This window comes from Nitrosospira multiformis, from assembly GCF_900110185.1.
GTDB classification, from domain to species: domain Bacteria; phylum Pseudomonadota; class Gammaproteobacteria; order Burkholderiales; family Nitrosomonadaceae; genus Nitrosospira; species Nitrosospira multiformis_A.
Window position 1 is genome coordinate 229,323 of sequence record NZ_FOCT01000001.1, and the last position, 23,877, is coordinate 253,199.

Genomic DNA, 23,877 nt, shown 5'->3' on the forward strand with positions numbered 1-23,877 from the left:
ACTTTGGACTATAGATTGAGCTACCACCAGTTGAAGAGAGCGTTCCAAATCCGATTGCCGCAACCCCTTGTAGCAGCATCATTAGGCAACAACCTTCCTAAGCATTTTTGCAACGGTCGAATTCCCGGTGGTCCAGTTACCGCGTCTGCTTCAATTAGAGCCAGTAAACAGGTGGTAAATGCAACAAGCGGCGCAACCTTGCTCTCAAACTTGCCCTCAAACTCCCATATCGCATTATTTTTTCCCCCCATCTCTTTCCACAGAGAGATGGCATAACGGGCAAAAGGCTCGCGGTACCACTTAACCCTCGATCCCCCGCGATCGTTAGGAAATTCCGCAGAAGCCAGCATTGCCGCAGCTTTCCATTTAGCTGGGGCGTGATCAACGGGCAGAAATTTCTTCTTTTCGCCCATTCGCCAAAGCGCGCGGATCAATTTTTCCTCCGTCCAGCTGTCACAATTACTGATGGCGAGATGTATCTCTTCATCCGGCAGCATCGAAATTTTTCTTAAGGTTGCTTTTACATCTTGGGCAGCGACGTGATCGCTCTCATAGTCTTCGCGCATTGACGCGAATAAACTTAAGGCATCTGCTATTGAGACTTTCTCTTCTGCTGTAATGGATCTCTCCAAAAGCCCCTCAAGCCGGGACCAATCCTCAGCCTCAATGGAAATGTCTTTAACTTGCCGGCCTTCTCGACTAGGGTGCGGAATGTTTCCCGCCGTGTTTTTTCCCGCCATCTAAAGTACTCCTGTCTTGTTTTGAAATAACCGCCTAAAAACCGAAGCGGTTATTTGTGGATTATGATGAATAAATTTTACTCAAGGGCAGCTTTCCCTACAGCAAGAGTCGTCTTCATGAATGCCGAGAATTCCGGATTTTCTTTCTCGAACTTTCTTTCGATGTAATCAAGGAAATATTTTTGTCTTATCGGATCGAAACAAACCCTTCCGTTTTCAGCAAGGGAAACAAGGTCTGCTATTAGCTCTTGTGCTTCTTCAACCACCTCAGGAGCGTAGTGGAAACCGTTTTCATCTTCTCTAAACATGCTGTGAACGATTTCCATGAAACCCTTAATTTTCCACGACCCGCTCTTTAGAAAATCACCCGTGGTTTTTGGAGCTTCGTCCAATTCCCTCTTTTTCTCAGCGTACAATTTTTCAATGCGTTTATTCAGGTCTCTACGGTCTTGTTCTTCTTCGCTATAACGCACCCACACTTCGAATCTGGATTTGCCAGAGCGGAAAATTTTTATGGTGTATTTCTTCCGGACGCTCTCTGAAACAGCAAGGTAGGGCAATACTTTCATCTCTCCGTCCAGCATGCCAACGCGGACAGAAGTCTTTGGGTTGCCGGGCTTACCTGGAAACCACCCAGGCTTAATTAAACCAGCGGCCACAAATTCAGCTTCGGATCCTCGGTAAAGTTTACCCCACGAATACTCATCGACCTTGAGACGGTCTAAGGGCGTGCGGATAGGTGTAGAATTGGCGTTAGCCATGATGCGTACCTCCTTATCAGGTTGCGTTGTGGTTAGGGGTGTAATAGTGCTCGCAACACTTTACGCCCCGCTTTATTGCCTGAAGTCCGTCAGGTCACGGTGTTTATACCTTCAGTTTTAAGCCTGTCTAAATAATCAGCCCAAGCCTGCATCATCTCCCTGCGTTTGGGTAAATGCTCAGCGTAGTTATACGCTGCGCTTACTTTATTTCGTTCGGCGTGCGCGAGCTGTCTCTCGATTGCCTCATGCGGCCATCCCTGCTCGTGCAAAATGGTTGAAGCCATACTCCTGAACCCATGACTGGTCATTTCGTCTTTCTCGTATCCCAGGCGCCTCAGAGCCGCGGTCACGGTGTTTTCGCTCATCGGTCTGGACCAACTTCTAACGCTTGGGAAAACATACCTGCCCTGCCCTGTAAGCGGGCGTAGCTCCCCCAATATGGATAGAGCCTGTCTGGGCAAAGGCACAAGATGGACAGCTTTCATTTTCATCTTAGCGGCCGCTATGCGCCACTCAGCAGCTTCAAAATCAATCTCTGCCCATTCAGCATGCCGAAGCTCTCCCAGGCGCACAAAAAGCAATGGAGCGAGCTTTAGGGCCTGCTGCGTAATGAAGGATCCGCTATACCCCTCCAGGGCTAGCAAAAGGTGTTTTATCTTCTTCGGGTCGGTAATGCTTGGATGATGCTTTTCTTTTACGGGGATTAAAGCGCCTTTCAAGACCAGGCTTAGATCTGCTTGCGCTCGGCCAGTGGCTATTGCATACCGGAATATTTGGCCGCAGGTTTGCATTGCTCGATGTGCCGTCTCGATATTGCCCCGCTTCTCGATCTTCTGAACGGTGCTTAGAAGGCTTCCCGCGGTTACCTCGGCTATTGGAGTTTTCCCAATGGACGGAAAAATGTCTCGCACAAGCAGGCTCAAAATTCTGGCCGAATTCTTTGGTGACCACTTAACCGATTGCTTTTCGTGCCACTCCCGCGCCACAGCCTCAAACGTATTAAGCGAAAGCTGCTTGGCTCGTTGCTTCTCCGCTTGCTTTATTGCGCCCGGATCATCACCGTTCGCAATAAGCTTGCGAGCATTACTGCGTCTGCTCCTTGCATCAGCCAGAGAAACATCAGGATAAACACCTAGCGCCAGCGTCTTACGCTTTCCAAGATAGCGGTAGTCAAAGCGCCAGTATTTACCCGCGCTATTGACCAGCATGTAGAGCCCCTCACCATCCGTTAACTTGTATGGTTTGTTAGTAGGCTTTGCGTTGCGCACAGCCACGTCGGTAAGAGGCATGACGGTATCTGAAACTGACGGTATTTAATATACCGACAAAGATACCGCCAACCTTGACGGTATGTCAAGGTATAAATTGATACGTTAAGACACTATGTATTAATATAAGTATCGGTATTTATTAGCCTTTTAATATATCTTGATACCGTATGAAATGCTAAGATGGTGCCCGGAGCCGGAATCGAACCGGCACGGGCGGTTAAGCCCGAGGGATTTTAAGTCCCTTGTGTCTACCAATTTCACCATCCGGGCAATTGATTTTATTCAGTTTTTTGCGTCACATTGCGACATATTTCCCCATGTTTTGGCAGTAAAGTGGTACAAAAATGGGGCAAAATTTTCTATGCAAAAGTTATATAAGTAATGACTTATTTATCATATCACAACCTGTAACAGATATACTCTGCAACAGGCTAGAGAGATGATACGCACCCCTTCACCGCAGCCCGTAACTTCACCTCGCACGCTGTCCGCTCTTCCAATTCTGCCTGCAGCTCTCTATCGGTAGATTTGCCCTTCTGCTTAGAGTATACGTTTTCAACTACTTAGTTGATGCCCGCGTCCTTAGAGTGAGCCCCGGTCAAAACATGCGCCAACCTGATGGCTCCGTCACATATTTACATGTCTGGAGTGATCATTTCTCTGATATGCTGAGCTCGGGTTTCTTCTGTTCCTTTGCTTCTGCTGTGCTTGCTTTCAAAAATAATACTATATGGAGATGTGAGTGAACTCAAAAACCAACCGCGTAGTAATCGCCGCTTTTTCGGCAGTGCTTGCCATGCCTTTATTAGGGCAAGCGGAGCTGTTTACGTTTGACCCGAGCGGCACAGGTCATGGAATTGCAAATTTCGAGTATATTGATCTAGCCCCAGGCAACGCGCTAGTACAGAAAGTGGGAGATACAGAATTCCAGCTCAATCGGTATCAAGCTAACCTTGGATACATGGGGGGGCATGCGGATTCCTCTCCTGGATTCTCCAACGGAACCGGCGGTAATTTCTTCACGTTTGCGGCGAACTCCACCTCCTTCGCCTTATACGCCGCAACCACTCCTGGTGATAACTCGACTGGCACGGGGTTTATAACCGGTACTCCAATTTTGCAAGCTCATCTGGCAAGCATCCCCGTGACAATGTTGGCTGTCCTAGATACCACTCCCGTAGGATTGGATCGTTCCGACAATGGAAATCAAACGCCCACTCTGGAAACGGTAACGGCAAGGGGAGCCTCATACCACGTGTTAGTAGTTGACTCGGTCAATTCTCTCTATTTTCCTTCAATTTTGCCGCATGAAGGAATTTTAGCGGAGATGTCTGCTTCGCTAGAAACTCCATTCAACATGTCAGATCCCACAATCACCTGGGCAGGCGCATCAGGATTAATCAATGGCTCTGGACCAAACATGCTCATTCAAATGGATACAGCTCTATCGCTCGCAGCAGCGCCCGGGGTAAGTCCGGCTACTCCTATTCTCCCAATAGAAAATTTGGCGAGTGGTTGGCAGTTTGATTTCATGGCACCTGCTGCGCCCGTTTTCGTTGATCCATTAGTAGCAGTGGGTTACGATTATCTCTTGGATTCGGGACCGAATTTCACATCTGTGCGACTTCCTAGCATGGGAGATGATCAATTTGCCCTCTATTTATGGGATGGGACTAACTGGATGTTTGATGCTACGATCAGTGCTGGCACTGAACATTTTTTCGGTGGCTCGGGTGTCGATCGATTTCGTATTGCAGACATCGAGCCCAGCGCGGGGTTGGATCCGAACTCCCCTACCGCATTCGTTACGGAACTCACTTTCGCGGGCACGGGTCCGGTAGGTATGCATATGATCCCCCTCACTCAGGACGTAAGTGTGGTCTCCGAGCCTGGAACCCTCGCAATAATCATTGGGGGGCTTGGCATGATGGGCTTTGTGGCGCGTCGTCACACCGCTTGCTAAATTGAATCTGTTCAACCAGAGAGCTGAGGATGTTTATTCTCAGCTCTCTGGTGTTTGGTATCTCGCATACTACTTCCTGTTGCCTGGGCCCCCATCAAGTAAGTACATATTTGAAGTGATCGCGAATGTTCCTCGTCCTCGCCGCAGCATTCTTCGTCGCTTTCCTTGCGTTCGTCGCCACAGCGCCGACCGAGGCGATTCAGATATTCCTGATGTTCGCTTGGATCGGCATGTTGATTCCGAGCGTCTACCTGCTTCTCAAGGGGCTGTTCTCACTTCTTTAACCCGCTCATTCAATCGTGTCATCAACTCAGTGATTCGATCCTCGATGGCCTTCACCTGTTCTTTCGAGGAGTCCTTCTCGATCAATTCAGATTTCCGCCGGCGAAGATTCGAGACAGATCGCTCAGTGTAATTCGCGGCCGTGATCAGCCGGTACTCCGGATTCTCGGTCTTGAATTCATCTACTGGCAGCCGATCCTTGATGCGCCCTTTCAACTCCGCTTCGACCTCGTTGATGCGTTTTAGGTTTGAGTAGAACTTGTTGCCCTGACTCGACTGGCCTGAAGAATCACCAAAGAATCTGCCGACAAGCGGAATTTTATGCGGCGGCAAATCTTCTCCGCTCCCGATTGAGCTGATCGTCTGGTTTAGCTTGCTCGCCTCCCGACCCACACCGCCGGTCGCCTGCCCAAACAGATAATCGATCTGATCTGCAGTCGGACTTGCCAACCCCGGAACGTATTTATTTCCGCCCGTGATGATATTGATCGCTTCAGCTATCCACTTTGCAGGAAACAACCCTTCTCTCCATATGTTAAGTATTTAACGGTAGAGCTTTCGTTGTATTGTTAAGCTATCCATTCGCTTCTCCCTCCAAAACAGGGAAGCGATGGTAGTAAACTCCTCCCGGCCCGGCGTTCGTCGGGCCTTTTTGTTGCTTCTCTTCCATTTAATCAATAAGCAATATTAAATCTACTTTTATTAACTGATTGACGCTCTGTCACAGAGCTAAGATAGCCATATGTTTGCAGTTACCTCCAATCTAGCGTCCCAGGCCCTGAAGTCACTCCCCCTTTTCACCGTTTATGGAGCCGGGGTTTTACTTCCCAATCCTGAAAGTGCGAATGCCAAATGGAAAATAATCAACTGATTAATGACGTCTTAAAGCTATGGAATGACGAGCTAGAAGAATCGCAACGGGCTTTGATTGATTTGATAAGAAGCCTAGACCAAGCTACTCGACAAGAAGTCCTCCAAGTTCTTGAGAGCTCAGTAGGAGCGAAGCCGCATCAAGATTATCGCCGCAAATTGCCTAACTAAGTTATTCCGGGTTGCGTTAGTTATTTAACGGTAATGTTTTATTCACACGGTTACACTTTTTACTCGTTTCCCCTCCCTCCATTCAGGGAAACGAATTTGAAGCGCTCCCCCTAGCCCGGCATAAGCCGGGCTTTTTTGTTGCCCCACCTGCTTCAATAGGTGTTACAACCGAGAAACGCACAATCAGGCAGGTTATAAATGCGTCAAGAAGCTCTACAATCGATTATATTCGTGCGCTATTCATGAAAAATAAAAAATACGAATAAACCCATACAGCTTCCTTCCAGAGCTTGAATAGCGAGGATAAAACTCTTCTTTTTCGCTTATCACCTCTCGTTTCACGCAACCATACTTCCTGTCACCCTTCCCCAGCACTGATCCGGATCAGCAGGCCGAGACCTGCAGCTGTATTACCAGCCATCAGAGATGAGTTCTTCCACCCCCTTTCCGCAAGGAGGTGGTAGCAAGGTCGCATTACCTTCGTGGCGAAGGGCGAGTCGAAATCAGCAATTAAAAAGTGCAACGCAAGGTACCACCAAACACCCAGCTGATTTGATATCTGACATTAGTCGGTTCAAGCACCCAGGATGTTTCTAATGTTCGTCAATATTACCCCGGTTCGTGTTGCGAAGGATTGATGGCCGTTGACCCAGTAACGGCGTCTCGGCACATTTTATCGCTCAACCGGCAAGACCATTATGCAACACGGGTAGCAAGGTACGACAGCCTCAAAACATATCGTTCATTAATCTAAAGGGAGATAAAAATTGAAAATCAAGTTCCTATCCTGGATTGGAAGCCTCCTATCCACACTAGCCTTGCTCGTGTCGTCGATTTCTTCGGCAGCCGAACAAATAATCACGGATCAGGGGGCAGAGTGGACAGTTTCAGCCCGAAAGGATTTCTATAGTCGCGATCAGGGATCTCGTATCATGCCACTTCGCTGGATATCCGCCTTGAAGCAACCAGACGGCCAGCCGTTCATGGCGGAAAGCCTGGACCGATATGGCTACCTCCCCAATAAGACCAGAAAACCCGCCGGATTACCCGTGGGATTCACCGTTGCCAGTGGAAGCGAAGGACAGGAAATTGGCATGAACTGCTCCGCTTGTCATACGCGTCAAATCGAAGTCAACGGTACTGCATACCTGATCGATGGTGGGCCTGGAATTGTCGATTTCCAGAGTTTTCTGGCTGATCTCGATGCCGCGGTGAAAGCCATTTTGACGGACAAGCAAGCGTTCACGGATTTTGCACGCGCCGTCCTTGGCCCGTCAGCAACCTCGAAGGACAAGGAAAAGCTGCAGAAAGCGGTGAAAGCGTGGTATTTACCCTACCACACGTTGATCGAGCGCGCACTTCCGGCAAAACCCTGGGGTCCGGCGCGGCTTGACGCGGTATCGATGATCTTCAACCGACTGGCCGGCCTCGATATCGGTTCTCCACCCACGTATATGATTCCCGAAAACATCCAACCAGCCGTCGCACCGGTACGCTACCCATTCCTCTGGAATGCGTCGATCCAGGATAAGACACAATGGCCCGGTTTCGCCAGCAATGGCAATGATATTCTCGCCCTCTCCCGAAATCTCGGTGAGGTTTATGGCGTATTTGGAGTTTTCCACCCTAAAAAGGATAAATGGCGTCTACTGGGAGTTGATTACCTGGCCAACAATTCGGCTGAATTTCAGGGTCTGGAGGCATTGGAAGATCTGGTAAAAAAAATCAGTCCTCCCAAATGGCCATGGAAGATAGATCAGGCACTCGCCGATAAAGGCAAGGAAATCTTTGCCCGCAAGACTGAGCAGGGTGGTTGCGCGGATTGTCATGGCATTAAACCAGGGCAGACACGGTTTCGGGATCGCAAAACCTGGGCTACGCCCCTCATGGATGTCGGTACGGATTCCAAAGAATATGAAATACTTGCACGGACTGTTAAGACAGGTGTACTTGAAGGTGCGAAGATTCCATTTCTCGCCAGCCCGCTCAAACCCGTGGATACGGCCTTCAATGTCCTGGGAACATCCGTTCTCGGCTCTATCCTCCAGCACTATGTTCCCGTGCTCATGAAAACTGAAGAGGAAGTTGGAGCGAAGAGCACGCAACCTCCCTTCCCCCCAGAGACAGAGTCTCTTCGAGAGGCTTTCATTGCGCGCCCGGTCGAGGCCAAGCCGTCCTATCCGTATGAATCACGCGTCCTCGAGGGTATCTGGGCTGCTGCTCCCTATCTTCATAACGGATCAGTTCCGACATTGGCAGAGTTGCTGAAGCCTGCGGCTGAAAGGATCAGCTCGTTCAAGATTGGCCCGGCTTACGATATCGTCAATATAGGACTGGCCGCCGAGCAGAATAAATTCGACTACACGTTGGAAACTACGGATTGCAGTGATCGCAATTCCGGAAACAGTCGTTGCGGCCATGAATTTGGGACAAAGCTTTCGGCTGAAGAGAAAAAAGCACTGCTGGAATATCTCAAAACACTTTAGCCACCATATCGCTCATTTCCAAATCCATATCATCTTCTTCTCTTATATTCCGGGGTTCATCGCACTTCCCTCACCGTGTGACGAACCCTTCTCTTCTGGGCAGCAATCAATTCCTCGAAACCCTAAATCCCTCCAAACGAAAGTGATAGCGTTTTCATTCAGAGAACATGTACTTAAGTACAATTTATTCTCACCTGACCAAGGCCTAGAATGCAATTATGCAATCCGTAAATTATCTCGCGTTCACATCCTTGGAGGAAAAAATGAAACTTGCGATGGCGCTCCTGGCAGGAGGCTTTTTCGCACTCTCATCAGGAGTTCAAGCACAGCATTCTGTCATCGAACATAAGTACAACGGTTTGCAGGATTTGCAGCGCGCCGGACATGCAACGTACGAACAGAGGCTGCTGGAACAACAGCAGTTGCGAGCGCTGCAGGAGCAGAACGCGCACTGGCGAAGAGATCACCTCCGTTCGCAGCGGTTACGAGCGGGTAACTCCTGGGGGGGACATAGGTTCCGACTCCGGGCATGGGCGGCTGCCACCCTTGCGAAGGACTCATAATCTCCCTGGCCATCGGTTCAACTCCAGCATAAGCACCACCAGATTGAGGAGTTACAAGAGTCTACTTGTAACTCCCTTTTATTTTCTGAATGACAATGAATACCTTCAAGGTTCGCGTATGGAATAATGAGGCATGAGGTAAATCAAGACCATCAAAAGGGCAACAGATATCTGCGATGTAGGGTCGGGTAGCGGAGAGAGTTCCGCACTTGAAGATTTACAGCCCATCCTCACTTGTGTCGACGTAAGAAACCTTGAGGTTTTAAACATCGTTAGGGCTGCCCTTCCCCGCCTGAAGCACCGTACACTTGTCCGGTTGCGTAGCTTGATTCCTGCGATGCGAGAAAGACGTAAAGGGGAGCGAGTTCCACCGGTTGGCCGGGACGCTCCAGCGGCGTTTCTTTGCCAAGTCTGCTGACATCTGTCCATCCAAGCGTTTGCAATGGTGTCCAGAATGGTCCCGGCGCCACTGCATTCACCCGGATACCCTGTTTGGCGACCTGCTTCGCCAGCGATTTCGTGAAAGCAATATTGCACGCCTTTGTCTGCGCGTAGTCGAGAAACGCATCGGATGGAGTGTAAGCCTCAACAGAACTTGTGTTGATGATCGTGGCTCCGGGCTTAAGGTGCGGCATGGCCGCCTTGGTGATCCAGAACATGGCATAGACGTTGCATTTGAAGATCGAATCGAACTGTTCCGTCGTGAGATCGACGATTGAGGGCTGCGCGGCCGCCATAGCGGCATTGTTGACAAGGATATCCAGTCCGTCCAGCTCCCGGACGGCGTTGGCGACAAGCCTGGAGCAAAAATTCTCGTTCCTGATATCGCCAGGAATCGCGACCGCCTTCCGCCCTTCCGCCCGGATGATTTCCACGACCTCACGAGCGTCGGACTCCTCGACAGGGAGATAATTGATCGCGACATCGGCCCCTTCACGTGCAAAGGCGATGGCGGCGGCGCGCCCAATGCCCGAATCTCCACCGGTCACAAGCGCCTTTCTACCCACTAGCCGGCCCGAGCCCTTGTAGGTTGTTTCGCCGTGATCAGGCCGCGGCATCATCTTGCTTACAAGGCCGGGAGGCTCCTGTTTTTGCGGGGGGAAAGGGGGAATAGGATATTGCGTTCTCGGATCCTGTTTACGGGATTGGCTGGGCCCTTGTAAGGAGCCGGGAGGGCTTGCTTGCTGCCCTTGCTGTGCGAAGGCCGGGTAGACAAATGCTGCGGCAAGGCCGGTTGTCATGCCGCCCACGAACTGGCGCCGTGTGGCGCTGGCGTTGTCTTCTGGTTTCATATCTGTTCTCCTGAGAAAATTGCTGGGACAGTTTCCGATCAGTTTTCGCCAGTTCCGGGAGCAACCCGAAAACAGTTTCGTTGCGAACCGATATCGAACAAAACCACGAAAACAAGCAATAATTCATCCGGTGCGGATATATGGGACTTCTCTTTTCATATATTCCATCCGCATTAGGCACATTCAGGTATTTGATTCCCTTCATGATGATATGCCGTGCAGGGTATCTGATACTCGATGCACTACAGTCTTGCTCAAGCCCCCAATAACAGTTGGCCGAGCTTCGGTGAATACCGCTAATGGAAGTTTTCCCTAATTGGCGTGGATAGGTCTGTTGATAACTGCTGGAGCTTGAGTCCCAGCTTAGGTTTCCTGCACTGATCAGAATTATGGCATCGAGAAAGATTTGCTCTCTCGCTAATGATCCAAAAAATGTACGATCTAACGGAGCGCATGGGTTTCTCGGTACGGTAGCGAACATATTTCTCATTCAGGGATTGTCAGAATGCGGTCAGACCTGAAAAAGAGGTCTCTTTTTAACTGATATATAGGAAGTAAAAATGGCAACTGGCACAGTAAAATGGTTTAATGAGGCAAAAGGATTTGGTTTTATTACCCCTGTTGACGGCAGTGAGGATTTATTCGCACACTTCTCCGCAATCAACATGTCCGGCTTCAAAACGCTCCAAGAGGGACAAAAAGTAACGTTTGAGGTTACGCAAGGCCCAAAGGGCAAGCAAGCATCAAACATTCAAGCCGCGTAAGATTGCACGCTGGGCGGAATATTCGTACCAGCGTGCAGCCCTATTATAGAGTTACCCGATCCATATGCTATTTCTATTTGACTGATTGGTGGTCAGCCAGATCAGCGAGAGCGCATGAATAACTCAAGGCTCGGAGCAGATTGTCCCAATAGGTTAAAGAGAACGAAAACTCAGTTGTTCCTCAGTTGTTCTTATGCAATTGCTTTTGAACAGTGAGTAGAAAAATCCTGTTCTCTTGACTCATTACTGTTCTCTTGACTCATTACTCGAAGAGCGGCCGAATGGGTTAGGGGTTACGCGCAATCCCCATCCGGCGAATTTAATAAACGAGAAAAAACGGCGCCTGTGCCCTTCGATTCCGGCTTCGAGCGCTATCCAAGCAATCCTTGAGGATCAGCAGGCCCCCTTCTCTTGGAAACAAAGAAAGCCTGCTTACAGGCCAGCCGTCAAAATCATTCCGCGCAGAGATTACTCGACAGCAGATGTTCAGCCTATCCTGACGCCGCTATCTTCGCGGGAAAGAAGACGCCGCCGCGACATCATGCTCACCATTGCTAAACCGGCCAGCAGCATCGCGTAAGTTTCCGGTTCGGGCACTAGCGTGCCACGAATCTCTCCGGCTTGGAACATCTCCGTATGGATATTGGCGTAGGCAGTTCCGTTATTCAATCCGTCTACGAACGCGTTGAATGCACTTGCGGCAGTCCCACCATTAGCCGAAATGAATGCCGGGTTATAGCTTGAGGTTTCCAGCATATTGAAGGTTTGATCATAAGTACCGGCGGTCACTTCCACTGGAAACCCTGGAAAAGAGGGCACAGTGGTAGCGGGCGCCGCGGTGCCATCTGGACCAGCACAGCAATGGATATGGGAAACTGTTGTAGGTGCCAAAAGGCCGCTGAAAGTCTCGTGAACATGCATCGTTCCCTGATCCGGATCAATCGTAACGGTCGCCATACCTGTACCGGTAGAATTATTGGGATCCGGCCGTTCGTTCGCTCCAAGGAGTTCGGCGGTAAAAATTAACTGCTGCGCGATAGCTGGCCCCGATACAGTTGCGGCAAGCAGACATCCTGCGATTAAGGCGCTCGGTTTCATGATATATCCTCCTTTATTATGGATTCCAGGTATTGCAACCTGAGCAGATTAGCCAGAAAAACGAGAATCGGCGGGCCGGATTAGCAATCCGGGAACGCTATCTAAATATAGTACATATCAAGGAGAACCTCTCAATAGGAATAGGCCGATTGGTTGTGCGAGTACCCGATGAACGCCTGCAGGACGCTCATAACATCTGCTGATCCACATATTTGGATCATAAATTTCCTGCTCCCGGCCGTGAGTTCAATCAACGTTGCCTTCTTTCCCTGGATGAGTCGTGAACAGGGTTTGTCGTATTAAAAGATATTTTTCACTTGAGGTTCATAGGGGTATATTTGTAACTCCCTGTGCAATAGAAAGCTTCAGATATCACCTTTTCGAATCCTTGCAGGTCATATGTTCAAAAAGCTGACATTTAAAAACCTGACGATCAAATCCCGCCTGATCTTTACCCTTTCCTATCTGATCGCCTTTTTGCTGGGAATGGGAATGATTGGCTTGTTCGGCATGAGCCATGCGATAGACGGCCTGAGGACCGTCTACCATGACAGAGCCATCCCACTGAGCCAGGTTGGATATATTGAGTCACTTTTGCTGCAAACCCGGCTTGCCATTACATCTGCCCTGGTAATGCCGACGCCTGAGATCATCAGGAACAAGACCGCAATGGTTGAGAAGAATATTGCGGAAATCAGCAGAACCTGGGAAGAGTACATTGTCACCCGCCTGACCCCGGTGGAAAAAAAGCTTGCCGCCCAGTTTGCTGCCGACCACCGGAAATATGTGACCGAGGGGCTGTTGCCAGCAACAGCGGCCTTGCGGGCCAATAAGATCGGTGAAGCAAACAGGATACTTGTGGAAAAAATCCGGCCAATGTATTTGCCTGTAGGCGAAAGCATAGACGCCCTTGTTTTGCTCCAGATCAATGAAGCGAAAAGAGAATATGATGACGAACAAAACCGGTACGAGACAATCCGTGTCATTCTCATCGCTTCGATAGTCGTTGCCCTGGTGCTGGCGGTGGTGTTCAGCCTGATGTTCATCCGCGCGATTTTTCAGCCTCTCGAGAATGTGGTACGAATCTCCCGCGGCGTGGCGGCAGGAAACCTGAGGCAGGAAATCGAGGTTCCTCCATCGAATGACGAAATTAGCCAACTAATGGGAGCCGTGCGGGAAATGCGCGACAGCCTGGTAGAGACGATTGGCCAGGTTCGCGCCAGCGAAGCCAATACACGCGCCTTGATAAATAACCTGATTGTGGGTGTGGTCTCCGTTAACGAAGAGGGCGTGATCAAAACCGGGAACCCGGCAATGGAACAGATATTCGGTTATTCGGAAAGTGAGTTGATCGGACAAAATATTGGATTCCTGTTCCCCCGGCCTGAACACGGTCAACTGACAGATTATTTTAAAAATTACCAGGAAAACACGAAACTGCAGGCGCCCGGAAAAACGAATGAAGTTATTGGGTTGCGAAAAAATTGTGTAACGTTTCCCCTGGATATTTCTGTGACTGAGATGCATGGCCAGGAGCACCGGATGTTCGTCGTCATTCTGCGTGACATCAGTGAACGCAAACAGGCAGAGGAACAGAAAGCGATACTGATGGCCGACCTGGAAGGTGCCAATGAAGAGCTGAAAAGTTTCGCATACGTGGTATCGCACGATTTGAAAGCACCGTTGCGCGCAATTGGCGCACTTGCAGATTGGCTCTCTACTGACTACCTCGATAAGTTCGATGATGAAGGCAGGGAACATATGCGCCTCCTTGTCAGCAGAGTCCATCGTATGGGAAACCTGATCGACGGTATCCTGCAATATTCACGTGTGGGGCGGGTCAGAGAAGCCCCTGTGGAGGTAAAGGTCGATGAAGTCCTGCGCGATGTAATAGATTTCATTGCCCCTTCGCCAAATGTTACCATTACCGTCGAAAATACATTACCAAGCATAGTGATAGAACCAACACGCATCCAACAGATATTTCAGAATCTGCTTTCAAATGCCATCAAATACATGGATAAGCCTCAATGCGAAATTCGTATTGGCTGCATTGCGGAGGGCGAACATTGGAGGTTCAGCGTCAGTGATAATGGCCCTGGTATTGAATCACGCCACTTTGAAAAGATCTTTCAGCTTTTCCAGACGCTTGCGCCAAGAGACCGGGTAGAAAGCACCGGTGTTGGACTCACTCTGGTAAAAAAGATCGTGGAAATGTATGGTGGCAGTATCTGGCTGGAATCCACGCCCCGTGAGGGTACAACTTTTTTCTTTACTCTCCCTAAAACAGTAGCAGTCGCAAATTCAACCAAAGGAACAGCAGCGTGAAAATAACCAATAGACCCATTCTCCTAGTGGAAGATGATCAAGTAGATAAAATGACGGTCGTACGTGCTCTAAAAGAGATTCACGTAACGAACCCGCTCGTCCACCGGGAAAATGGTGAGGAGGCTGTTCATTATCTCCAGGATCCGGTAAGCGAAAAACCCTGCATCATTTTGCTAGACTTGAACATGCCCATCATGAACGGTACCGAATTCCTGAAAGCGGTTAAAAATGATGACAAGCTGAAGCGTATTCCCATAGTAGTTCTGACTACCTCAGAGGAACAGCAGGATAAGATAAACAGCTTCGACTTAGGCGTGGCGGGGTATATGGCCAAGCCCGTGGATTATCGTCAATTCGTCGAAGTCATGCGTTCCATCGATGCTTACTGGACCATCAGCGAGATGCCATAATAAAGATTCAATCAACTCCCTGATTTTACGAAAGCTCATCCACTTATGACCAAACCCCTGATTCGCGTTCTACTCGTCGAAGACGATGCCGTGGATCGTATGGCGTGTCGACGTGCTCTTGCCCGGGACCCGGACTACGAATTCGTGCTTTCCGAAGCCGAATCAGGCCGGGAGGGATTGCAACTTGCCCATGAGCAAAAGCCGGACTGCGTCCTGCTTGATTACCACTTGCCGGATGTGAATGGTCTTGAGTTTCTGGCAGCGCTGACCGACGAGAGTGGCGATGTTTTCATTCCGGTCATGATGCTGACAGGTACGGACAATGCCGCCATTGCGGTAGAAGCAATGAAGCGCGGGGCGAAGGATTACCTGATCAAGGACCTGGAGCACCAATACCTTGAATTATTGCCTGCCGTTATCCAGCGCGTAATGAGCGACCGGCGGATACGGCTGGAAAAAAAGCAGGCGGAAGAGAAACTCGCCCAAGCGGAGGCCAAATATCGCTCCCTGGTCGAAACCATTCCGGCAATCGTTTACATTGCTGCACTGGATGGGAGCAACCGTTTCCTCTACGTCAGCTCGCGTATCAATATGCTTGGTTTTTCAGCAGAACAGTGGTTGAACGATCCGACTATCCTGCTTGCACAGATTCATCCGGACGACCGGTCGCACGCACTCGAGGAGCGGGCAAAAAGCCGCGCAACGGGCGCTCCTCTGCGCTGTGAGTACCGTTTGCTTACTCAGGATGAAAGGGTCTTGTGGTTCCGCGACGAGGCGAATGTCGTGCGGGATGAATCGGGACGCTCGCTGTTTCTGCAGGGTATCCTGGTTGATATCACTGAAAGCAAACAGGCAGAAGAGGAGTTGAAGCAGCACCGTTATCGTCTCGAAGAGCTCGTGGCCAAGCGCACCGATGAACTGGCGCGGGTGAACGAAGAGTTGCGGTGCGATATCACCCACCGCAAGCTGATCGAAGAAGAACTGATCAAAGCCAAGACAGAGGCGGAAAAAGCCAATCTGGCCAAATCAGATTTTCTTTCCAGTATGAGCCACGAATTACGCTCACCGCTGAATGTCATGCTTGGTTTTGCCCAATTGATGGAATCGAGTTCTCCGCCGCCGACCTTCACGCAAATGACCATGCTCAAGGAGATCAATTCTGCAGGATGGTATCTGCTTGAACTGATAAATAAAATCCTCGATCTTGCCGCAATCGAATCCGGTAAACTGGTTGTTGCGCAGGAACCGATGTGCATCGGAGAGGTGATGGCCGAGTCCCGGACCATGGTCGAACCACAGGCCCAAGAGCAAAACATACAACTGATCTTTCCGCCATCATCGGACATGAACTTCTTCGTTCGGGCAGACCGAACGCGGGTGAAGCAGGTCCTGATCAATCTTCTTTCCAACGCAATCAAATACAACCGCGAGGGTGGCGTGGTCGAAGTGAGTTGCTCCATGACAAAACCGGGGCGTCTGCGGATAAGTGTGCGCGATACGGGGACGGGATTGCCGCCGGAAAAACTGACACAGCTTTTTCAGCAATTCAACCGGCTCGGACAGGAAGCGGGGTCTGTGGAAGGCACAGGCATTGGCCTGGTAGTGACGAAACAACTGGTTGAACTGATGGGCGGGTCAATCGGTGTGGAAAGCACCGTCGATGTCGGCAGTGTGTTCTGGTTTGAACTCATTGCTGATGAAGCTTCCGAGGCTGCTCCCGATTTAGATAAAAACGAAGAGTTCAGTACGGAAGGTTAAGGTAACGTCCCGGACCCCCGACTCGCCATCCCCCGTCCATTCTTCAGCAGATGAAAACGCCTCCACCGGATACTTCACATCCTGCTGAACATGCTGGAAACACCATCGCTTCCCTGCGTAAAGCAGCTGCGAACTGCCGCGCCTGTCACCTCTGGGAACATGCCACTCAGACTGTCTTCGGAGAAGGTTCCTCGCACGCATCGATCATGCTCGTCGGTGAGCAGCCTGGAGACCGTGAAGATACTACAGGCCATCCATTCGTCGGACCGGCTGGATCGATTCTATCGCACGCGCTGACAGCAGTCGGTATATCGCGAGAAGAAGTCTATGTTACCAATGCGGTCAAGCACTTCAAATTTGAACTGCGTGGAAAGCGACGCATGCACAAGAAACCGATAGATGCGGAAATTGTAGCGTGCCACGCCTGGCTGCAACGGGAAATTGAATTGATAGCGCCCCGTCTGATCATTGCTCTGGGCGCTACGGCGGCCCGCTCATTGCTGGGCCGCACCACTCCGATCAAAGTCAACCGGGGAAAATTACTCGAATACACAACGGAGGTATCATTGCTGATTACAGTCCACCCCTCGTTCCTGCTGCGTGTGCCTGAGGAAAACAAGGACGAAGAGTACGAGCACTTCGTGAACGATCTCAACCTGGCAAAACCCTTTCTCGGCTGACTTACACTAAGGCAATGGCCCTGTTCGGCTGGCCATTCTGCTTAACCCCTCCCTGTCTCCCCTTTTCGCGAAACGGCGTTGTCTTTCTGCTGTCAAATTTCTGTAACGGATGAGATAGGAGAAATGGATGAAACGGAAAAACCTGCAGTTCGAAATCGGTTTTCGCATCGTTCTCGGTAATCCGAGTTCGCAGGCGGCAGAAATGGTTTTACTTCCAGGGCAGGCAGAAGGAGGCCCGCATAATCGTCATCGCGGTGCTGACCAGTGGCTGTTTGTCGTTTCGGGAATGGGTATTGCAACCATAAACGATAAGCGCTATCGCCTGGGTGAAGGTTCCCTTTTGCTTATCGAGCGTGGCGATGAGCATGAAATCCGCAATACGGGAGAAGATCTGCTCCAAACACTCAACTTTTATGTTCCCCCTGCATATACGACTGAAGGGGAAGAACTGTCGCGTGGACGGAGTTAGAGCGAGTGAGCGAGACGCGTATCGGCATTTCCGGCTGGCGTTATCCGCCCTGGCGCGGCGTATTCTATCCTCCCGAGCTTCCCCAGCACAGCGAGCTTGAATATGCCTCCAGCATATTTCCGACTATCGAGATAAACGGAACTTTCTACTCCCTGCAGACACCGGACAGCTTTCAGCACTGGTATGGCGATACACCTCCTGGGTTTATTTTCGGCGTTAAAGCATCGCGCTACATCACGCATATCCGGCGCCTGAGCGACATCGACATTCCACTCGCCAATTTCTTCGCTTCGGGAATATTCAATCTCCGGGAAAAACTCGGCCCCATCTTGTGGCAATTTCCACCCAATTTTCGCTATGATCAGGACAGAATGAGCGGGTTTTTCGACCTCCTGCCGCGAGATACCGAGCAGGCTCTGCACCTGGCCCGTCGCCGGGACAAACGCATGACGGGCCGGGCACGCCTGGCAGTCGACGCAAAACGTCCTCTACGATATGCCGTTGAAATACGGCACGACAGCTTCCTCGATGAAACCTTCGTAGAGCTCCTGCGCGCACACAATATCGCCCTGGTCATCGCAGATACTGCAAGAAAATGGCCCTACCGTGAAGACATAACGGCAGATTTCCTCTATCTCCGCCTGCATGGTGATCAGGAAATTTATGCGAGCGGATATACCGATGAGGCATTGGTACGTTGGGCGCAACGAATTCGCCTCTGGCGCACGGGTTTACAACCCGACGACGCGCATCTCATCTCATTGCATCAGCCGCCGCGTATACCTCGCGATATCTACTGTTACTTCGATAACGATATCAAAGTAAGAGCGCCTTTCGACGCGCAATCATTGATCTCCAAGCTTTAGCCACGAAATGAGTCCCAGGAACGTCCTTCCCGTAAGGGAGAGACCCGCAACCCGAAGAGGCACATCTCACTCCAAGCTTAGCTACGAAATGAGTCTCATGAACAACCTCTCCCCGTGGGGAGAGGGCGCAAATTGAAATAAATAATGAAAGGATAACAGCTCGCAAGGGCCCCGCTGTTCAAGGCGGGTACGGAAACGACTTTCCCACTCAAGCAACAGTGTAGAAAACTCTACTGGCCAGTGTGATTTGAGCTGTCACCCTTGTCGTGCTGCCCTGATTTTCCACTCCGCAACGAGTATGGGGTCTCCTTCTCGTGCTCAGCATGTGAACCACCTTTTCCACGTGATTCCCCGCCTTTGCGCCCTGCTTCGCGCGCCTCCCGGGAATCAAACTCATGCGCCGTACCCTTCTCATGTGCGGCCTTGCCACCCTTCCTGCCTGCCTCGCGCGCCTCTTTCGAATCAAACTCGTGCGCCGTGCCCTTCAAATGAGCCGCCCTGCCCCCTTTTCTGCCCGCCTCGCGTGCTTCCTCAGAATCGAACTCATGGGCAGTACCTTTTAAATGGGCCGCCTTGCCGCCTTTACTGGCGATTTCACGCTGCTTGTTTGCATCCATTGAAGCAAAACCGCGCCTGTCACCGCTTTTTCCTCGCTCTTTATCTGCAACCATGCCATGCCTCCGAATTATCAAATACTTTTTAGAACTTCCCTCTGACAAGCCACCGGAAAACTCCAAGCGTCATGAAGATGAGGGTTTCTTATCTCAATTTGTTAAAGTTAAAAGCAGAGAATGATTTATCTTAGCTCCGAAAACACATTGGCTCTGTTCGGAAGCATACATAGTTCAGGTTATTCAAGTTGTTGCAACGATTCCTGTTTCTTCGCGCGAGCAGTGTTGATTGGGCGGGGGAGTTTCTTCGATAGCAAATGGGGAGCGTACTCATCCGGTAGAAGACAAGCGGAGGAAGGCGGTAACTGAGTTACTACTATAGGATGGAACCCGGACTTAGAAGATATGGAAATAGAAATGGATTTACTTCGCGCCGCCCTGGAGGGGAAATGAATCAGCTATCTACCCAAGATACTAATGCTCAATCAGGGAGGAACGCTGGCAATCGGATCATGACAGGACGGCATGACTGTGTGGATGCCTGTTGCCGAAGCTGAAAGCCGAGATGAAAGAAAGACTGAGGAATGAGGGAAGGTTGAGATGAAGATCAAGGTATCTGGCCAGATAAGCGCGCTTCCATTAGTAGTAAGTTTCTATGGAAATCCCGAAATATCGGCGAGTGAACGCTACGTTACCCGATTCGCTCGCATGCTGAAAAACCTTTAGTTGTAGTAGTTTCGATTTAATCTGACAGTAGGACCTTGGCCTTTGGTGGGGTTACCTGGTTTGATAGAGGTGCGAATCTTTATCAAATTGAGCGCGGATAGCGCAAAGGAGTAACCCCATGAGTAGTGTTCAACAAAATGTGATCAGGCACAAGATAGACCTGCTAAATCTGGCGGCCGAGCTTGGCAATGTATCGCGCGCCTGCAAGGTGATGGGTCTTTCCCGCGATACCTTTTATCGCTACCAATCGGCGATGGAATCAGGCGGTGTCGATGCTCTGATCGATGCCAATCGAAGGAAGCCCAATCCCAAGAATAGGGTTGAAGAAGTAACCGAGGTGGCGGTAGCTGCATTTGCTATTGAGCAGCCTGCCTTCGGTCAAGTTCGGGTATCCAACGAACTACGTAAGCGTGGTATCTTCATTTCCCCCTCAGGCGTTCGCTCGGTCTGGTTGCGCCGTGACTTGGAATCATTCAAGAAACGTTTGATCGCCCTGGAGCGTCATGTCGCGGAAACGGGCGGAGTTCTGACCGAAGCGCGGGTTAGTGCTCTGGAGAAGAAGCAAGACGATGATGTAGCCCATGGCGAAATTGAAACGGCTCATCCAGGCTACCTTGGCAGCCAGGACACCTTCTACGTGGGAACAATCAAGGGTGTTGGCCGCATTTATCAGCAGACCTTCGTCGACACCTACTCCAAGTGGGCTGCGGCCAAGCTCTATACGACCAAGACTCCGATTACAGGCGCGGATTTACTCAATGATCGAGTGCTCCCCTTCTTTGCAGAACAGGACATGGGCCTGATCCGTGTTCTGACTGACAGAGGGACAGAGTATTGTGGAAAACCGGAAACTCATGACTACCAGCTCTACCTCGCCATTAACGACATTGAACACTCAGGACTAAAGCCAGTCACCCCCAGACCAACGGCATCTGTGAGCGCTTCCATAAGACTATCCTGCAAGAGTTTTACCAGGTCGCGTTCCGACGCAAGATCTACAGATCAATCGAGGAACTGCAAATTGATTTGGATGACTGGCTGTATCACTACAATCATGACCGCACCCATCAGGGAAAGATGTGTTGCGGCCGAACACCTATTCAAACATTAATTGACGGAAAGGAGGTCTGGAACGATAAAATTACTGCACTGAACAGCTGAATCTGATCTGACAACTGCACCTGTCAAATCGGGTAACTGTCAGATGAAGTCGCAACTACTACACTTTAGTTTTCGAGAAATGTCTCTTTGTGCTTGTAGATTCATGAATGACTCCTGAAAACAGTTCGAATGTATCAAAACTGTCAACTGAAGTCGTGATATTCATACCTTATCGCAATTTTCCGTTGCCTAGTCGCCTCCAAGTTCGGGGAAGAAGTTGAGGAATGAGCTCTCATCGACAAAGAGCTGACTCAACATCTTTAGCGCATTTCTCGTTTGCTGCACTGACGACTACATCACGCGATTCGAGCTCAACCATTTTGGTGCCCGACTTCCGGCTATGGACTGTCCAGCCTCCACCGAATCCAGCCAGAAGAGCTTCAGCCACGATCAAAACCTGGAGAGCTGCGCCGCCAAACATCAACAAACTCGATTGAGGGTATCGCAGATGCTGCATACGACAGCGAAAGCAGTTTAGCTGCACCCTATCTACACGAAGAACTCTTAACCGATTTCCCAAAGCCTAAGGTTTACTGGCAAAGGAATCAGGACCGAGTCTTGGGTTGGTGCCTTGCTGCACCACCTAAAAAGCCCTTAATTATCTCTAGGGCATTAGAAACGAAAAAGCCACTCCGAGGTGGGCTTTTCAATTTTTTTCCAATAAAAACCCGCCTTTCAGCGGGTTTCAAAGTGAGCAACTCGTATTCTATACAATATTTCTATCACTGCTTCCCGAAAAAACAAGCGTTTTTCCCCTTCTATTCTTTATTTAAAACACAGCAAACCTAGCATAAACTTTAAAGTTTTCTGAGTAATAGCTGGAGTATGTTTATATGAGATCCCTGAAGATTCATCTAGACCACGAAAGCTTTCGGCCATTTCTGATACTGCTCGACAAACAGGATCTTCCCTACATTGTGGTCGACCATCGTTCGGATGCGCTCATATCTTCCCTGTTCCTGGACATCCCGAAGTCAGCGGAAGTGCTCGATCGTCTTTCACTAGTGATAACAGAGTTTATATCTCGAAAAAACAAAAAAGCTGTTATTGTCATGAATGACAAACGAAGAGTCAGTGCTTCGGGTCTGCCAGAACAAGAAATTGCTCTTCTTCTCATACATGCCGAGCGCATCAAGATAACCGAGCCAGATGTAGTGAAGCATTTTGTTACCGCTTCCAAAGATGCGACCTTAAAGCGACGAAAGCAACGTTTCTATAGCGAGTAGGGACAGGGACAGACCTGCCTCAAACAAATACGGGGGAGAAATCCCCCGTATTTTCCTGTTACTTGATCAGGCAAGAAACTCAGCTTTTGCAAGCCTCTTCTGAATGAACACCGCTCGTTTCCCTGTAACGAGGGTTTGATGATACATATACGCCTCCCCTCGCTTATCTCTATATTTCTTCATGATTCCTCGGAAATATCCTGAATCAATATAGGTTTGGTATGGAAGCGTATCGTCCATCAGGATCGCCCGCCCCTTTAGGAACTTGAATAGCCTGCCTGAGCCTATTCCCAACTCCTTGGAGACCTCCTGAACCGTCTGGCAATTGACTACCTCGGCAACAAACAGCATCATGGAATTCCGCTTTGGCTTCACCTCAGCCACTTCTGTTTTAACGCCAGCACTTTCTCTGTATAGGCGAGCAATAAGCCGCGCAGCACGACAAAACAAATGAAGGCCACGGAAACCCGCGATATTTTACGTAACAAATGAGATGGTCGCCCTAGTTTATGAATGCACTTCGCCGCTCATAAAATATGCAATTGATCTAGCCTATTTGACAGCACAACGGCCTTCTGATGTGCTGAAAATGTGATGGGATTATATTAAGGATGGTTCGTTATGGGTTGAGCAGGAAAAGACTGGCTCTAAGTTGCAGATTGATTTGGTCGGGGAGTTATCCGCATTGATCAAACGCATCAAGTCGCGCGGCATTGTTGGCATGACCATTCTTGCCGATCCCAGGGGGCAGCCGTTAAAACAGTATAGCTATTTCAGGAGTCAGTTTAAGCTGGCGCGCGATCGTGCAGAGAGGTGAGCAGAAGAACTTGGAATCACTTTCACTCGCTTTCAATTTAGAGATCTTCGTGCAAAGAGCGCTTCCGATATGGAAGCATGGCGAGCGCCGGGAAGCTGCTTGGACACACTACAGAGTCAATGACCGCAAAATACGTGCGGTCAAGAGTGGGCGAAAAGGTTTCCCCGATCCTTAATTCTGGATAATCAAAACTACAGAAGTAATAACTTGGCGAAACGTTTCGCCATTCCTCTATCCAGAATTTTTATAACCTATTGATTTTTTATGGAGGCGGGGGTCGGAATCGAACCGGCGTCCACGGCTTTGCAGGCCGCTGCATAACCACTCTGCCACCCCGCCTTACTAGGCCTACGGCAACCGTATTGCTACTTTGGCACCGTTGCGGTGCGAGAACAAAAAGCAAAAAGGGAAAACGGATATTTTTAGCCTGAGTCCCACAAGTCAAATCCGACAGAGACCACGGCAATGATCCATTTTCCCAGTAACTGGAGCGGGAAACGAGGCTCGAACTCGCGACCCCAACCTTGGCAAGGTTGTGCTCTACCACTGAGCTATTCCCGCGAA

General features: G+C 49.9%; 21 protein-coding genes, 3 tRNA genes and 1 pseudogene. 14 read left to right on the forward strand and 11 right to left on the reverse strand.

The genetic code is table 11. The features are described from left to right. Nucleotides 1-20 precede the first annotated feature (20 nt). The 4 genes from BMY01_RS01120 to BMY01_RS01135 form a co-directional block, all read right to left on the reverse strand. Entirely contained in the window at nt 21-740 is a 720-nt protein-coding gene (locus BMY01_RS01120) for a hypothetical protein (RefSeq protein WP_074743753.1), read from the reverse strand. Between the two features lie 77 nt (nt 741-817). Next, a complete protein-coding gene (locus BMY01_RS01125) occupies nt 818-1,501 on the reverse strand; it encodes a hypothetical protein (RefSeq protein WP_074743754.1) in 684 nt (227 codons plus the stop codon). 89 nt (nt 1,502-1,590) lie between these two features. Continuing rightward, a complete protein-coding gene (locus BMY01_RS01130) occupies nt 1,591-2,790 on the reverse strand; it encodes a tyrosine-type recombinase/integrase (protein WP_074743755.1) in 1,200 nt (399 codons plus the stop codon). Nucleotides 2,791-2,953: 163 nt separating this feature from the next. Then, nucleotides 2,954-3,042: transfer RNA gene (locus BMY01_RS01135), tRNA-Leu, on the reverse strand. 472 nt (nt 3,043-3,514) lie between these two features. Here BMY01_RS01135 and BMY01_RS01140 point away from each other — a divergent pair. Both BMY01_RS01140 and BMY01_RS17680 read left to right on the forward strand, forming a co-directional pair. Then, complete coding sequence (locus BMY01_RS01140) at nt 3,515-4,735, forward strand: PEP-CTERM sorting domain-containing protein (protein WP_074743756.1); 1,221 nt, start codon at nt 3,515-3,517, stop codon at nt 4,733-4,735. Between the two features lie 125 nt (nt 4,736-4,860). Beyond that, entirely contained in the window at nt 4,861-5,019 is a 159-nt protein-coding gene (locus tag BMY01_RS17680; protein WP_175463182.1) for a hypothetical protein, read from the forward strand. Here BMY01_RS17680 and BMY01_RS01145 read toward each other — a convergent pair. After that, nucleotides 4,994-5,536, reverse strand: coding sequence for an LPD38 domain-containing protein (locus BMY01_RS01145; protein WP_074743757.1), 543 nt, complete (start codon nt 5,534-5,536; stop codon nt 4,994-4,996). The two genes, BMY01_RS17680 and BMY01_RS01145, sit on opposite strands and share 26 nt — an antisense overlap. Nucleotides 5,537-6,882: 1,346 nt before the next feature. On the opposite strand from BMY01_RS01145, the gene BMY01_RS01155 reads away from it, so the two are divergent. Together BMY01_RS01155 and BMY01_RS01160 are read left to right on the forward strand one after the other, a co-directional pair. Then, on the forward strand, nt 6,883-8,544 hold the full coding sequence (locus BMY01_RS01155; RefSeq protein ID WP_302848410.1) for a di-heme-cytochrome C peroxidase: 1,662 nt from the start codon (nt 6,883-6,885) through the stop codon (nt 8,542-8,544). 263 nt (nt 8,545-8,807) lie between these two features. Then, on the forward strand, nt 8,808-9,107 hold the full coding sequence (locus tag BMY01_RS01160) for a hypothetical protein (RefSeq protein WP_074743760.1): 300 nt from the start codon (nt 8,808-8,810) through the stop codon (nt 9,105-9,107). Between the two features lie 272 nt (nt 9,108-9,379). Here the strand turns inward: BMY01_RS01160 and BMY01_RS01165 are convergent, their stop codons facing one another. After that, complete coding sequence (locus BMY01_RS01165; protein WP_074743761.1) at nt 9,380-10,399, reverse strand: SDR family oxidoreductase; 1,020 nt, start codon at nt 10,397-10,399, stop codon at nt 9,380-9,382. Nucleotides 10,400-10,959: 560 nt separating this feature from the next. On the opposite strand from BMY01_RS01165, the gene BMY01_RS01170 reads away from it, so the two are divergent. Then, nucleotides 10,960-11,163, forward strand: coding sequence for a cold-shock protein (locus tag BMY01_RS01170; RefSeq protein ID WP_074709327.1), 204 nt, complete (start codon nt 10,960-10,962; stop codon nt 11,161-11,163). Between the two features lie 486 nt (nt 11,164-11,649). On the opposite strand, the gene BMY01_RS01175 is transcribed toward BMY01_RS01170, so the two are convergent. Next, complete coding sequence (locus BMY01_RS01175; protein ID WP_074743762.1) at nt 11,650-12,261, reverse strand: CHRD domain-containing protein; 612 nt, start codon at nt 12,259-12,261, stop codon at nt 11,650-11,652. Nucleotides 12,262-12,660: 399 nt separating this feature from the next. Between BMY01_RS01175 and BMY01_RS01180 the strand changes: the two genes are divergently transcribed. The 6 genes from BMY01_RS01180 to BMY01_RS01205 all read left to right on the forward strand — a co-directional run bounded on the left by BMY01_RS01180 (nt 12,661) and on the right by BMY01_RS01205 (nt 18,772). Beyond that, a complete protein-coding gene (locus tag BMY01_RS01180) occupies nt 12,661-14,589 on the forward strand; it encodes a Tar ligand binding domain-containing protein (RefSeq protein ID WP_074743763.1) in 1,929 nt (642 codons plus the stop codon). Next, nucleotides 14,586-14,999, forward strand: coding sequence for a response regulator (locus BMY01_RS01185; protein ID WP_074743764.1), 414 nt, complete (start codon nt 14,586-14,588; stop codon nt 14,997-14,999). The genes BMY01_RS01180 and BMY01_RS01185 overlap by 4 nt, the downstream gene beginning before the upstream one ends. A 45-nt stretch (nt 15,000-15,044) precedes the next feature. Beyond that, nucleotides 15,045-16,757 (forward strand): hybrid sensor histidine kinase/response regulator, encoded by a 1,713-nt coding sequence (locus BMY01_RS01190; protein WP_074743765.1) that lies wholly within the window; start codon nt 15,045-15,047, stop codon nt 16,755-16,757. A 50-nt stretch (nt 16,758-16,807) separates the two neighbouring features. Continuing rightward, on the forward strand, nt 16,808-17,437 hold the full coding sequence (locus BMY01_RS01195) for a UdgX family uracil-DNA binding protein (RefSeq protein ID WP_074743766.1): 630 nt from the start codon (nt 16,808-16,810) through the stop codon (nt 17,435-17,437). A 127-nt stretch (nt 17,438-17,564) separates the two neighbouring features. Beyond that, complete coding sequence (locus BMY01_RS01200) at nt 17,565-17,906, forward strand: cupin domain-containing protein (protein WP_074743767.1); 342 nt, start codon at nt 17,565-17,567, stop codon at nt 17,904-17,906. Between the two features lie 5 nt (nt 17,907-17,911). Beyond that, a complete protein-coding gene (locus BMY01_RS01205; protein WP_074743768.1) occupies nt 17,912-18,772 on the forward strand; it encodes a DUF72 domain-containing protein in 861 nt (286 codons plus the stop codon). Nucleotides 18,773-19,002: 230 nt separating this feature from the next. Here BMY01_RS01205 and BMY01_RS01210 read toward each other — a convergent pair whose 3' ends face one another. Then, complete coding sequence (locus BMY01_RS01210) at nt 19,003-19,443, reverse strand: KGG domain-containing protein (RefSeq protein ID WP_074743769.1); 441 nt, start codon at nt 19,441-19,443, stop codon at nt 19,003-19,005. Nucleotides 19,444-20,227: 784 nt separating this feature from the next. Between BMY01_RS01210 and BMY01_RS01215 the strand changes: the two are divergent. Continuing rightward, a pseudogene (locus tag BMY01_RS01215) lies at nt 20,228-21,270 on the forward strand (IS481 family transposase). Between the two features lie 833 nt (nt 21,271-22,103). Then, the gene (locus BMY01_RS01225; RefSeq protein ID WP_074743771.1) at nt 22,104-22,496 is read left to right on the forward strand and encodes a hypothetical protein; all 393 of its coding nucleotides are present in this window, start codon (nt 22,104-22,106) and stop codon (nt 22,494-22,496) included. Between the two features lie 66 nt (nt 22,497-22,562). Here the strand turns inward: BMY01_RS01225 and BMY01_RS01230 are convergent, their stop codons facing one another. Further along, complete coding sequence (locus BMY01_RS01230; protein ID WP_074743772.1) at nt 22,563-22,880, reverse strand: phage antirepressor KilAC domain-containing protein; 318 nt, start codon at nt 22,878-22,880, stop codon at nt 22,563-22,565. Between the two features lie 268 nt (nt 22,881-23,148). Between BMY01_RS01230 and BMY01_RS17685 the strand changes: the two genes are divergently transcribed. Then, entirely contained in the window at nt 23,149-23,313 is a 165-nt protein-coding gene (locus BMY01_RS17685; RefSeq protein WP_175463183.1) for a site-specific integrase, read from the forward strand. Between the two features lie 265 nt (nt 23,314-23,578). Here BMY01_RS17685 and BMY01_RS01235 read toward each other — a convergent pair. Both BMY01_RS01235 and BMY01_RS01240 read right to left on the reverse strand, forming a co-directional pair. After that, a tRNA-Cys gene (locus BMY01_RS01235) sits at nt 23,579-23,652 on the reverse strand. A 147-nt stretch (nt 23,653-23,799) separates the two neighbouring features. Further along, nucleotides 23,800-23,874 (reverse strand) — tRNA-Gly (locus BMY01_RS01240). Nucleotides 23,875-23,877: the final 3 nt, after the last annotated feature.